The organism is Streptomyces olivochromogenes (assembly GCF_001514115.1).
Taxonomy (GTDB): Bacteria; Actinomycetota; Actinomycetes; order Streptomycetales; family Streptomycetaceae; genus Streptomyces; species Streptomyces olivochromogenes.
Genome location: NZ_KQ948491.1, coordinates 15,335 through 28,650, shown reverse-complemented (window position 1 = coordinate 28,650; position 13,316 = coordinate 15,335). Strand labels below are relative to the sequence as shown.

Annotated in this window: 8 protein-coding genes; 5 read left to right on the top strand and 3 right to left on the bottom strand. The window is 68.8% G+C overall.

All coding sequences use genetic code 11. The annotated features are described in order from the left end of the window. Positions 1-207: 207 nt before the first annotated feature. Positions 208-507, bottom strand: coding sequence for a hypothetical protein (locus AQJ27_RS48990; protein ID WP_067385084.1), 300 nt, complete (start codon positions 505-507; stop codon positions 208-210). A 62-nt stretch (positions 508-569) separates the two neighbouring features. Between AQJ27_RS48990 and AQJ27_RS48985 the strand changes: the two genes are divergently transcribed. The 5 genes from AQJ27_RS48985 (at position 570) to AQJ27_RS48965 (ending at position 7,744) form a co-directional block, all read left to right on the top strand. Continuing rightward, a complete protein-coding gene (locus AQJ27_RS48985; protein WP_067385081.1) occupies positions 570-2,198 on the top strand; it encodes an integrase in 1,629 nt (542 codons plus the stop codon). Then, entirely contained in the window at positions 2,195-4,084 is a 1,890-nt protein-coding gene (locus AQJ27_RS48980; RefSeq protein ID WP_067385078.1) for a hypothetical protein, read from the top strand. The genes AQJ27_RS48985 and AQJ27_RS48980 overlap by 4 nt, the downstream gene beginning before the upstream one ends. Beyond that, on the top strand, positions 4,081-6,210 hold the full coding sequence (locus AQJ27_RS48975; RefSeq protein WP_201264530.1) for a site-specific integrase: 2,130 nt from the start codon (positions 4,081-4,083) through the stop codon (positions 6,208-6,210). Before AQJ27_RS48980 ends, AQJ27_RS48975 begins: the two co-directional genes overlap by 4 nt. Continuing rightward, the gene (locus AQJ27_RS48970) at positions 6,207-6,653 is read left to right on the top strand and encodes a hypothetical protein (protein ID WP_067385072.1); all 447 of its coding nucleotides are present in this window, start codon (positions 6,207-6,209) and stop codon (positions 6,651-6,653) included. Before AQJ27_RS48975 ends, AQJ27_RS48970 begins: the two co-directional genes overlap by 4 nt. Before the next feature lie 104 nt (positions 6,654-6,757). Then, the gene (locus tag AQJ27_RS48965; protein WP_067385069.1) at positions 6,758-7,744 is read left to right on the top strand and encodes a phosphotransferase family protein; all 987 of its coding nucleotides are present in this window, start codon (positions 6,758-6,760) and stop codon (positions 7,742-7,744) included. A gap of 29 nt (positions 7,745-7,773) precedes the next feature. Here the strand turns inward: AQJ27_RS48965 and AQJ27_RS48960 are convergent, their stop codons facing one another. Together AQJ27_RS48960 and AQJ27_RS48955 are read right to left on the bottom strand one after the other, a co-directional pair. Further along, the gene (locus AQJ27_RS48960) at positions 7,774-12,429 is read right to left on the bottom strand and encodes an aKG-HExxH-type peptide beta-hydroxylase (RefSeq protein WP_159064647.1); all 4,656 of its coding nucleotides are present in this window, start codon (positions 12,427-12,429) and stop codon (positions 7,774-7,776) included. A 134-nt stretch (positions 12,430-12,563) separates the two neighbouring features. Next, entirely contained in the window at positions 12,564-13,040 is a 477-nt protein-coding gene (locus AQJ27_RS48955; RefSeq protein ID WP_067385063.1) for a hypothetical protein, read from the bottom strand. Positions 13,041-13,316: the final 276 nt, after the last annotated feature.

Below are 13,316 nucleotides of genomic sequence, written 5' to 3'. Positions count from 1 at the left end.
GAGAAGGGCGAGCAGGTGCCGGCCAGGAAGGACGGTACGGTGCACGGGCAGCACACGCGCAGAGAAGATCGAAAGAGACCCGGCGGAGATCGCCCCTGAACGTAGTCATTGTCACCGGGATCGCGGATTTGCCAATCTGCTGCTAACGGACTGCCTTCATTGCTAGCGGAGCCGCGGATCCTAGAACTCGGCAGTAGGCAGCAACGTTCAGATCAGCTGGGCCAGAACGGCGGCCATGGAGGGGTAGGTGTCGTCAACACCGGAGGGGTTGTGGAGGCGGTGCCGCTCCAGCCGGATCGCCCCCAGATGCCGTGCCTCGTAGACAAGGGCCCGCCATGCATGGGCGGACGTGGCGGCGCGGGGCCCGTAGGTGTCCCAGAACGCCGTGCGCTCATCCGTCTTGGCGCTGGCCATACGGATGGTCCAGTCGGCAGCCGGATCGCCCCACAGGGTGCGGTCCAGGTCGAGGACACCGCTGATGACTGGCGTGGGTGCGGCCGCGAGCATCGTGTTGACGGTCCTTCACTAGGCTCCCTGGAGTTGTCGGATTCGATGGCTCCGGAGGGGACTTGGACAGGGAGAACGAGGACGGGTGGAGAGTCGAGTTCTACGACTTCCTCAAGCCCCCACCACGCCTGATCGGCGAGGAGCTCGTGGCCCTCGGTGACCTTCACAAGCGAGCCGCCCGGAACGGCGCCCGGCACGCTACCCCGATCATCATCCCGCCGGCCGGGGTGCTGCCGGACCCTCGCCTGAACCTGTTCTTCCGTGTCAGTCCCATGACGGGGCGGAAGCCGAGGACGTGGCGGCGCTACGCGATGGCCCTGGTGGTGTGGCTCAGCTTCCTCGACGCCGTTGGACGCCACTGGACCGAAGCAACGCCACAGGAGGTGGAGGCGTTCAAGGACTGGCGCCTGACGGACGTGCGGAACCCCGAGCGTGTCAAGCCGGGGAGCTTCGACACCGACCGCGCCGCGCTGAACACCTTCTACACCTGGGCCTCCGCCACCTACGCACTGCGCAACCCCGTCCCGAGCGTCCCGACCGCCGAGGAGGACGAACGCTCGGACGAGGAGATCGGCCCCGACGGTGGTCGGCGCTCGAGGGACGGGCTGCGGCCCACGGGCGCCCGGCGGAGGCAGATCAAGTGGATGCTGCGGGCCGCCTTCGAGCAGTGGCGGGACATCGGGCTGCGCGGCTACGGCTTCGACGGGCTGCGGATTCCGGGCTGGCGCGGGGTGAATGAGGACCGTGACGCGGTGTTCGTCGACGGGCTGTACGGCACGGGGCTCAGGTTGCAGGAGTGGGCGAGCGTCCTGGACGTGGAGATTCCCCTGCAGGCGGAGGGGCGCTTCCCGAAGGCGTGGCTGGCAGCGGCGTGCATCAAGGGAACGAAGAAGGAGGGGCGGACGTACCGGATTCCGCGCCGGGTGTTGCGGGACATCGAGGGCTACTGCGACCCGGTGGAGGGCTCGCGGACGGAGGCGATCCGGCGGGCCCAGCGCGTGGGCCGGTACGAGGCGCTTCCGTACGTACGCGTGGTCACGGGCTACAATGCGCGTTCCCGCACACTGCGCATCGAGGGGGCGCCGGAGAGTGTGCTGTCGCTGGATGCGATCGGACCTGATGAGCGGCGGCTGCTGTTCCGCCGTACGGAGCACGGCCTGGAGCCGCTGGCGCTGTGGCTGGCACCGAGCGGGATGCCGAAGAAGCCGGAGGGCTGGGAGGACACCTTCCAGGCGGCGAACGAGCGGATCGCCGAGAAGTGGGTGCAGTGGACCTCGCCGGAGCTTCGGGGCGAGGACCGGGAGCGCCGCAAGGAGCGGTGCCCTCTATGGGCTCGTCCCCACATGTGTCGGCATTCCTTCGCTCTGCGCTGGTTTTCGATCCTCTCGCTGGTGTGGCAGCCGTCCGTGGAGGGCTTCACGGCTGAGGAACTTGCTGACCTGCGCGAGCAGTTCGGCGGTATCTGGTACGCGCTGTCCACGCTGTTGGGGCACGACGACTCACAGGTCACCAAGGACATTTACCTGGAGCCGTTCACCGCGCTGCAGGTCGACTATCTGATGGCGCTCCTCGACGAGGACGAGCAGCCGGCCGTCGACGCGCTGATCCGCACCGTCGCGCACGCCGGGGGCCGGACCCTGGTGCCGGTCGGCGCCGCGACGCACGGCGCAGAAGGGGCGGGGCGGGCATGAGCGCGCGATCACGCGGCGGGAAGAAGGCATCCCAGCCGCCGGCGGGATGGAAGCCACCAGAGCGGCTGCTGACAGAGGGCGACGGCACCGTGGTGCGGTTCCTCTCCCAGTCCGGGAATGCCGAGCGCGTCTTCGACTTCGGCGACATCCGGGACAAGAACGGGGACCTCGTCGAGATCGAAGTCGGCATTCAGCAGTGGCTGGCACGCGCCTTTACCCGGCGGACATCTCCACGGGCCGGAGTCACCCGACTCTCAGGGGCCGGCCCCGTATACACGGCGGCGACGCTGATCGCCCGGTTCTTCACAACCCTGGATCCCGCGCCCGCGAGCCCCAGCGAGGTCACCCTCGCGCACATGCGAGGGCTGTGGGAGTTCTGCGGACGCGTCCGGTCACAGCGGTCGTACCTGGAGACCCTGCGGGCACTGCTGCGCGATGATCGGGAGCTGCCCGAGGCATCGCGTGCCGAACTCTTCGCGCAGAAACTCCCGGACTACGACGGCCGACAGGCCACGCTGGCCTACACGGACGACGAGATGCAGCTGATCATGACCAGGGTCCGGGGCGATGTGCGCCGGGCCCGGGACCGGATCCGCGCCGGACTCGCGCTGCTGGAGCGGTTCCGCGCAGGCGAACTCCCCGAGTCCAGCGAGGACTTCGAACTCGGAACGTTGCTGGACCACTTCGAGCGGACCGGAGATCTGCCGCGCTACCACAGCGGCCCGGTGACGGCGGCGACAGGACGTTGGGGCGGAGTGACGGGCATCGGCCCGCGCTTGTGTCTGACCGTGCCGGAGATGACGGCGTTCGCCTTGTTGCTGACGGCCCTGACGACGGAGAACTTCGGCACGGTGGCAGCCTGGCCCGCCGTGCACTACCGGCCTGACGGGGGGACCGACGCCGGCGGCGTCGCGCTGGTGGAGGCCGTCAAGCCGCGGCGTGGGCCGGACCGTGAGCACATGATCACGCCTCTGGAGGATCTTCCGTCCGGCCTGGAGGACGTGCTGAGAGGGACGGACGGCGATCTGCCCGTGTTTCGCTCACCGGTGCGGGTCTACCAGTTGCTGCTGGAGTTGACCACGGTCTCGCGGCGACATGGCGATCACACGCTGGCGTTGAGCGGGTTCAACCCGAGGCCCAGCAGCCCGAAGGGCCGGTGGCCGCAGGGCGTGCGCGCGTCCTACATCGGCAAGTGGGCGGCTCGGCACGGCTTCCCCACCGGCGAAGCAGACCCCGGCGGGCCGTCGCCGGTGGAGGCCCGCCGGATCCGGCAGACCGGCATTGAGCAAGGCCGGCGCCCGGTCGCCCAGACCCGGCGCACGATGAACGACTACTACCTCAAGCGCAGCCCCGCTGTGCAGCGCGAGAGCCGCACCGTGGTCGGTGACGCACTGCGCTCGGAGGTGGCCAAGGCCCGCGTTCGCCGGCAGATTCCGGTGATCACTCCGGAACTGGTCGACAAGGCCCGCACCAATCTGGCCGCGGCCGCCGCCGACCTGGGTCTGGCGCCCGAGACGCTCCGCCGACTGATCGACGGCGAGAGCGACACGGCTGCCACGGCGTGCATCGACCACCTTGCCGGGCCGGACACCGAGCCGGGCCAGCCCTGCACCGCGTCGTTCCTCGCCTGCCTGGGCTGCGAGAACGCGCGCGCTCTGCCGCATCAGCTGCCGGTCCAGCTCGCGGTGCACGACCACCTCGTCGCTCTGCGCCCGCACATGGACGCCGCCCTGTGGCGGGTGCGCTTCGAGCAGCCACTGGACCAACTGTGCGACGTCCTCGCGCACTACAACGACGCCGAGCACGCCGAGGCCCGCACGCGGCTGACGGACCAAGATCGGCAGCTGGTCGACGCTCTTGTGGACGGAAGGATGGATCTTCGATGATGTCCCGCGCCGCGGTGACCGTTCCGGCTCCCTCGGACGAGGTCGAGTGGCCCGCCGGTGACACCATCGTCCTGCGCAGCCGCCCGGTACATCCCGGCACCCTCGCCGAAGAGATGGCCGTCTTCGCCGACGATCTGTGGCCCCTGACGTCTGCTCACCCCGACGTCCACATCGGCGCGATCAACCTGCACTGGGCCGGCTACCCGCCCGCCCTGACGGGTGCGTTCAAGTGCTTCGTCCTCGCCACCCTGGACCACCCCCACCCCGTGGTGATGAGCGGGCAGAAGACCCACGACCAGGCCGGGTGCGGCACCGTGAAGATCTGGTTCATGCGGCTGCGCGCCTTCGCCATCTGGCTGGAGCACCACGGCCTCGCCCGGCTGTGCGAGGTCGATGACATGCTCCTGGACGCCTACCTGGATCACGTACGCGCGCTCTCGGTCAGCGAGGGCGCCAAGTACCAGCTGCTCAACGCCGTACGTGCCCTGTGGGCCTACAGCGAGCACCTGCCCGCGGACTGCCGTCTGGCCACCGCCGCCCCTTGGCAGGACGCGCCCATCAAGGCCCTCGTCGAGCTCCCGCCGCCCGGCCGCTTCAACGCCACCCCGCGGATCGCCGCAGCGACCATGGAGGCCCTGCTGGACTGTTCGCTGAGGATTGTCGAGGACTTGGGCCCCGACATCCGCGCGGCATGGCGGCACTTCCAGCTTCTCGAATCCGGCCGCCATCCCCGCCAGGGCATCTACCAGGGGCTGCAGCCCAGGGAGCGCGTGCTGCTGTTCCTGCGGGAAGCGGTCCGGACGGGGGTCGCCCTTCCCGGCGAGCCCGGCACCCCCGGCAAGGTCAGCTCCTTCCACCTCGGACGCCTCCTGGGACTGGAGAAGACCCGACGCGGAGACGTAGGCCGCCAGGCGCAAGCTCTCGCCGGGCAGTTCGGCGTTCCCGTCGCGGACGACTGCTACCTGGGCACGATCACCGGGCGCATTGACGGTCGCCCGTGGCGCGAGCGGCCCGTCACCGTCGGCGAGCTCCCTCGGCTGATCCGTGTACTGGCCACGGCCTGTTTCGTGGTGATTTGCTACTTGACAGGTGCCCGTCCCGGGGAGGTGTTGTCTCTGCGCCGCGGCTGCCAGGCCACGGATGAGGACACCGGCGAGCTGCTGATCGTCGGCCGCCGGGGGAAGGGCTTCGACCGCACCCCACTGGATCCCATCGATCCGGACCGCCCCTGGGTGACGGTGCGGCCCGTCCACGACGCCATCGCTATGTTGGAGTCCCTTCACCGCGCCGACCTGCTGTTCCCAGCCGGACTGCTCCAGAAGTCGCGCCGAGGGATGCGCTTCGCTCTTCGGACAGCGCAGATGAACCGGGAGATGGAGACCCTGCTGAGCTGGGTCAACACCACCTTCGCCGCCGAGGGCGCGGCACCCGTCATTCCGCCGGACACCACCAAGCACCTGCACGGTTCCCGGTTCAGGAGGACGCTCGCGTACTTCATCGTGCGCCGGCCGCGCGGACTGATCGCGGCCGCATTGCAGTACGCGCACGTGTCCACCAAAGTCACGCTCAGTTATGCCGGGGAAGGCGACACGACCTGGCTGGAGGACCTGGCCGTGGAGAAGCTCGAGCTGGTGCTGGAGCAGAACGATGACGACTGGACCCGCATTCAGGACGGCGAGCATGTCAGCGGACCGTCCGCCGCCGAGTACCAGTCCCGGCTGACCCATGCCGCACGGTTCTCCGGGCGCGTGGTGCGCTCCATCCGAAGCGTGGAACGGATCCTGAGCCAGGCCGACCCGGATATCCACCACGGCGAGGCCATGACCTGCGTCCACCGTGCGGAGACGGCCGTGTGCAACAAGGAGAAGCTCGCGCTGGGCCTGCCCGCGGACAGCGCCCCGGACGAGTTGTTCTGCCGAAGCTCGTGCACCAACCTGGCCTACACCGACCGCGACATCGCTGGCCTCAACTGCAAGATCAGCCGGTGGGAGGCGACGGCGCACGACCCGCTCGCCCCGCAGCCGCGACGTGCTCGCGCCGCCGCCCAGGCCGCGCGGGCACGCGCGATCGTCGAGGAACACGAGGCCACCCGGCCCGCCATACTCCGAGGCGGTGAAGCGGCATGACCCGCAGACGCCGAGACCGGGGCGCCGAGCGCGAAGCGATCCGGGCCGCCGCCGCCCGCCTGCTGGCCGGCACCCCACTACGGTCGACGACCGGAAAGCTCACCGGCACCGGACTCATCACCGAGAGCGGTCTGCGCCGGGACGTCGTCTACGGCGACCACAGGGACCTCGTGGAAGAGTTCCAGGCCCAGGCCAAGGCACAGTCCTTCACCCCGGCTGCGGCTCAGAAGATCGCCGAGCAGAACGCCATGCTGAAGGAGGAACTCGCCGACACCAAGGCGGAGCTGGCTGCCGAACGAGAACGCAACGCGGCACTGGTCCGCATCGCCGCCGAGCTGTCGCTCGAACTGGAGCAGGCCCGCGCCGAACTCGAATCCGCACAGCAGGTGCCCCGGCTGCCCCAGGCACGCTCGCCACGTCCCGGCGCCCGGAGGCACCGGTGACCCCCGAAACCGCTCCCGCCGCCAGCCGAGGGCGCGACGTGGCCGTCCCGCGCACGCGTCCGCGATACGGTGCCACGGCAGGTCTGTGCCTAGGGAGGACGCTCATGGAGTACCGGCCGATCCCGCGTATGCCCGAGGCGTTTCAGCAGCCCGTGACCGCTGACGAGATCGAGGCCATCTGCCGCCGGATCTTCGGACCGCACACGGCCGTGCTCTCCGCGACCGAGCTCGGCACCGGGATGTACAACACGACCTTTGAAGTCACCGTCGCCGGACAAGAGCGGCCGATGATCCTGCGGATCGCCCCGGAGCCGGGCCGCCAGTTCACCTCGGAACGGGCCTTGATGCGTAACGAGTACGCCAGCCTGCCCTACCTCGCGGAACTCGCGCCCCTCATGCCCCGCCTGATCGCGGCGGACTTCACGCACGAGGTCATCGGCCGCGACTACATGCTGCAGACGCTGCTCGACGGCATTCCTGCGACGGAACACCTGCGCGCGTACCCGCGGTCAATGTGGCCGGTGTTCTACCGGCGGCTCGGCGAGATCGCCCGCCGCGTGCACACGGTACGCGGCCCGTCCTTCGGCCCGGTCGCCGGTCCCGCATACGGCACGTGGAGCAAGGCGGTCGCCGCGTCCCTGGAGGACATTGCCACCGACCTGGAAGGCGCCGACCTCGACGCCGCCGACGTGCGCAAGGTCGTCGCGGCTGCCCTGCGACACCGCACCGTCCTCGACGAGATCACCGAACCGCGCTTGCTTGGCGGGGACTTGTGGGTGCCCAACGCGTTGCTTGATCACGATGCGCCGGAGCCGACGATCACCGGCGTATACGACTTCGACCGGACATGGTGGGGCGATCCGGCGGCCGACTGGACCATCCGTATGGTCATGGCCAAGTCCGACGAGCGGCAGGCGTTCTGGGAGACGTACGGTCCCTTGGACCAGTCCGAGGACGCTCGGTGGCGCCAGAAGGTCTACGAGGCCCGGCACCTCGGCGCCCTCCGCCTTGAGCGGCATCGCCTCGGCAATCAGGAGGGCGTTCGCGCAAGTTACGACTCGATGGCGGACATCCTCGCGGCCGTGAGCTGATGTCCCATCCCCTGTTGGTACCACCGTGGCTACAGACCGTCGTCGGGGACTTCGCAATGCCTCGTGTCGCCGTGCGGCTGGTCCATCCGCGGCAGGGCGGGGAGACGAGCCGTGTCGTCCATGAGCCCGATCCACGCGGCCAGTGCGATGGGGTCCGGGGGCGTGGCAGTCACAGCGGCAACTCGTGCGTGGACGGCCCGCACCACCTCCGGACGGTGGGTGAGCGCCCGAGCCGCCGCATTCGTACCTGGCGTCTCCGTGGACGCGATGGTGTAGGCCCTGCGCAGGGCGAGAGCGAGCCGGATCCAGGTTTCGTGTCGCTCCGGCCATCTGGTGACTTGGTCGGAAGACAACCGAAGCGCCTCGTCGAGCGAGCCGCGGAGACGGGCGAGGTCGGCGGGATCCGCCCTGTCGCTGCTGGCCTTCGCGCCAAGGCGCGGTGTGCGTGCACTGTCCGGTTCAGACGAGGCGGTCGCCGCTTGGTAGAGCAGCGCGGTATAGGCGTTGGAGGAAGGCACGTTAGGGTCCGGGCTCAACGCGATGGTGATGCGCTGCCGAGGTGGGTGAGGCACCCCGGACAACCATGCTTCGGCGAGCGTCGCCACCGCGCTGGCTTCGGGACACAGATGGTGGAGTCGCCAGTGCATGCGGTGGGCCACGACCGCTTCCATGGCGAGTGCCGCCACGTGATCGGGGACGGCCGCCGCGTTATCGGTCCAGGTCGCGATGGTGCTGCCCATGAGCGCGGCGAAGTTTCGGCCCGCCTCGGTTAGACGCGGGGACGAGCAGAGCTCGGTGAATGCGTCTCGGGTCTGCGTGCTCCAGTAATGCAGTTGGAACTGGGCGCGTCGCAGTGTTTCACCTTCAGCAATCAGGGTGAGTTTCCGCCAGAATTCGACGACTCCGATGAAGGCGAAGACTCCGTGGAAGAGGCCGGGCAGAGGGCGAGGGTCGTCACGCCATGGGGCGTAGTACGCCTCGTCGGTGACGTCGTTGCCCTCATCGTGCAGCTTGAGACAGTCCAGCACGGCGTTCAGTTTCATGTGCTGGAACTCGTGAATTAAGGTCGCGGCGAGTTCTACGCCGTCGGGGGGAGTGCTGGCTACGAGGCCCCCGAACGCGTCGCTAGACGACGCCGAGCTCACAACACCATTGGGGTCCGCGGGCCGAGGTGTCAGTACCTTAAGGGCTACTGCGAGTGCCTCGGCCTGCCGAGGGTCGACGCGAGCCAGTAGGTTTGCCGCGTCACGGGTCAGTTGAGCCCAGTTCGTCACCTCCGCTTGGGGCAGCGGGGAGGGCGCCAGGGGTCCACTCGTCTCCCGGTGGGGATCCATGTCGTCCAGGACGAAGTCGAAGTGGCCGGGCCCGACGGGCGTTTGTACGCGATGGGCTGGATGCCAGGCCGGAGGAATGTTCTCCGCTGACGTCGGTACCTGCAGCGTGGTGCGCCCGCACGTGATCGTAGGCGAGTCGTGCTCCCAGTGGATGCGCGCCGTGATGGCTCTGGACGAGCGCAGGTCGGCGGCTCCAAGAGTGGGTAGGAAGGCGAAGCCATCGCGCAAAGGGAGCAGGAGGTTGAACCGGATCCCGGCCCTGACGGCTGCCGCAGCTACGACGGAGTGCAGATGGAGGAGGTCGGCGGGCAGCGGGCCGGATGGCTCGTCGGCGAAGCCGTGCAGGGCTCGTAGCGTCCGGCTCATCCATCGGCCCACGGATGGGTGGAGGAGGACCGTGGTGACTGCCTGGGGATTGGCGTGGTCGGCCCGGGTGAGGAGTCTCCGTACCTGTTGGATCGACGGCATTGTGTCTGCTCGCTCGGCCATGACCGTCGTCGTCCGGTCCAGGATGTCTCGCAGGGCCAGCAGGCGTATGCCCCGTTGCTGGGCCCGCAGTCGTTTGATCAGGTGGCGGTCGTCCTCACCCTTCGCCAGGGCCTGGATGTCAGCGGCGTCAGGCGCGACGGACTCGGCCACGGGTTCAAAGAGGTCCGCCGCGAAACCGGAATCGATGAGTGGCCGGTAGGTCGATGCCGTATACCGGCGGAGGGCTGACGGGGGTGTCCGCGACGGGTGGGAGCCTGACGAGTAGCCTGGGCCTCCCCCGTCACCCATGAAGGCGGAAGCGGTCTGGTCCGCTCGGGCGAAGCGGTCCAAGAGTCTTGCCAGGGCGGGAGAGGAATCGACGTGGTTTCGCTCGGGGGACAGCGCCTCTTCGAGTGAAAGCCGCGCTAGGGCAGGGAGTTCTGACGTCTGCGGGTTCCGGATCTGCCGCGTGTCGTCCACGGGGAAAGCTCCTTGAGACGTGTCGACGCTGTAGGGCCCATCGCGGCCGTCCCGCGTGTTGGGAGAGGGGGCGGTTTTGTCGTCGAGTTCGGTGAGCACCATGGCGAGGTTGCGGGCACAGACGGCGACGTGGGGGTGGTGTTCGCCGAGCCTCCGCTTACCTGCTTCCAGCGTGGCCTGGAAGTGCTCGGCGGCACGATCGAGGTGTCCTAGGAGGTGCCAGACGGTCGCGAGTTCGTGCCGGGCGGCGATGGTGTCGGGATGGTCCGAACCGAGCTGACGTTCGCTTGCCTGCCAGATGTCCGTGAACTCATCCCTCGCCCGTTCGAGGAGTCCGCGGTCCCACTCGTGATCGCGTAGGAGGCGGGCCCGTTCGTGGCGGGCGATGAGCAGAGCGGGGTGGTCTTGCGGCAGCACCGCGTGGTGTTCCTCGACGACCTCTTCGGCCACGGCCTCAGCTTCCTCGGCATGTCCCGCGTCGCGCAGGGCACGTACGAGGCTGGGCCCGACGGCGAGAGAGTCCAGCTCTCCCTCTCTGGCCAGAGCCCGGGTCAGCCGGCGAACCTCGCGGAGCTTTGTGGCTGCTTCGTCAAAGCGGCCCTGGTTGTGGGCCATCCTGGCGACGTCGGACCGGATACGTAGGATGCTCCGCGCCCCTGCCTGTGGATCGCGCTGTCGTAAGGTCAGCGCTACGCGCAGTTCCGCCTCGGCGGCTTCGTACCGCCCCAACTGTCCCAGCGTGCGTGCCCGCCCGGTGCGGACCGACTGAAGGTACGGATGGCCGGCGGGCAGACTGCGCTCGCACACGATCGCCAGGCGCTGATACAGGTCGTCCGACTCTATGAGGTCGCCGCTTGCGCGCAAGGCCCAGGCCAAGGCCAGTCCGGAGGCGATGGTGTCGGGATCTTCCTCGCCAAGCAGTCGTGTCCTGGCCTCGCCTGCGGTCTTGAGTTCGGCAATGGCTTCTCCGAACATGCCCACGTGGAGGTAGTACAAGGCAGTGCGCACAGCGGGCTCGGTCGCCGCTACGACCAGATCTGCGGTGACGGCCTCGACGTCGCGTTCACAGGCAGATAGCAGCAGCAGAGCGGCCGAACCGTGCGGTGCGATCGCCCGCAACCGCGGCCAGTGTGCGGGGTTGGCCCCATCCAACGGACTGGTGACCTGTTGCAGAAGCGCCGAGACGAGACGAAGCATCGGCGGCGCCTGTGCCGCGAACGCGGGATGTGCACGGCTGGCCGCCCGGACCATCGGATGAATGGTGATCCACCTCAGCGCCCCCCCGTCGAACCCGTCCACCATGTCGTTTGTCGTCTCGATGTTGACCAGTTTCAGCCCGGCCAGGCTTCGCAAAGCCTCTTGGAACCGAGGCAATGTCGGGTGAGGAAAGAGCTCACTCCCGGTGAGCAGATCCAGGTCGAGGAGATCTTGGTATGGGATGGGAGCCGGGCCGAAGGCGGAGAGAAGCCGCAGGAGCGGGCGAGCCAGGTCGGCGCCCTGACGGTGCAACAGGTCGAGGGAGAGTTCCCAAGTACTTAGGATCGTCCGGCGGGTCCGCTCGGCTGGCGCGAGATCCGCGTCCGGATCGGAAGCCATGTCGGCCAGGCGCGCACCGAGACTGTGTCGATACGCGGCGAAGGTGTTGGGTGTCGACGGCGACGGCCACGGGTCATTCAGGGTGCGCGCCAGGTAGGTGCCAGCCAGGTCGAGGGCGAGCGGGAGGCCACCGAGGTGCTCGGCGAGTTCCTGGGCGTCCCGCTCACTGCCGGCACGCGGTGCCAGGTCCCGTAGTACTTGCGCACCGTCTCCGCCGGAGAGTGGCTCGACGTTGACCATGTGCACCCAGTGTCCCCACCGTTCGGCGCGCGACTCACGGCTTGTAATAAGCACCGACCCCTGCGGGCCGGGCGGACGCAGCCAGCCGGTGCCCTCAGCGGTGCGGGAAGGCGCTGCCGCGAGGACGGCGGGGTCGTCGATGTTATCGAGAATCAGTAGCCAAGGAGCGGTGAGGGACTCGAGGCGTCTCCACAGAGCGTCCGCTGGGTGAGCGCCGATGAAGTCACTCGGTGCGGCGCCCGCTGCGAACGCGACCGCACGCAGCGCCGCAGACAAGCCCTCGTCGTCCGCTCCCGACACCCACCACACCTGCGTCAGGGCGCCGGTCAGACGATGGGCCACCTCGAGGGCCACCGTCGTCTTGCCGCACCCGCCCATTCCCGACAGCAGCCAAACGCCGGGCACCGCTACTCCGTCGTCGGCTCGCCGCGACAGGGCATCAGTCAACTCGTCAACCAGCGTCTCGCGCCCTCGCAGCCGATCCGGCGGGACCCTGCGCTGCGGCACGGCCAAGGGCATGCTCACGGTGAACAGCGACAGCCCCGTGTGAGCGTGATCGGACGGCACGCCATGGTAGGTGACATGGACGTCCCCGCCGACAGAGCCTGCCGACACGCTGCCCTGACTGGCCCACGCGGCGACGCCCCCGCGACCAACCACAGATGGTCTCGTGGCTGGTGGGCTTGGATCAGCCGGTCCGTTCAGCCCTGGGACGGATCCGGCGTCGGAGGGCGGCCGATGTAGGCGCCTCCTTGGTTGACTCCGGCCGCGATGGATCCCCCCTCAGCGTGAATGTCGATGTCACCACCTGCGGCCAGGCCGCCTTGGCCAGCCGACACGGCGCCTCGCGATGTGTGCTGGTTCAGCAGAATGCGCAGCTCCTCCGCAGCCTGGGCTTGCGCGGTCTCGTCCAGGCTCTCCAGAAGTGCCTCGAAACGGGCCTGCCATGCCGCCTCGTGACGGGTTCGCTCCCGCTCCGCCACGGCCGTCTCAGCGGTCTCCAATTCGCCGACGGTCCGATCCAGCCGCTCCAGCTCTGCCCGCTCTCGCTGACTGTCCCCCCGGCCGAACCAGCGTGCCACCGCCTGCCGCAACCCCGTCCATGCGTCCGTCCCAGCGGCCTGTACCACCGCGGTTCCGCCTGCTGCGGCCAGCACAGTCAACGCCTGCTCCAGCATCCCCGTCCCACCCTCTCGAAGACCGAGTGATCCCTCCAACATGGTAGTGCCGCATCGAATACCTGCGCTGGTGCATGGCGCAAAACGCGCCGCATCCGCCGTCACTTGATGTCCGAAACGCATCAATTTCGCTTGCTGGCGGCCGTGACCAGCTATCAGGGACGGGGGAACCGCGGTCGGCGATCTGCGCGACCACAGCATCCACGTACTGGACAAAGCAGCCGCTCGCGACGGATCACCGCAGGAGAAGGGCTCTCCGGGGGGATCCGAACGAAC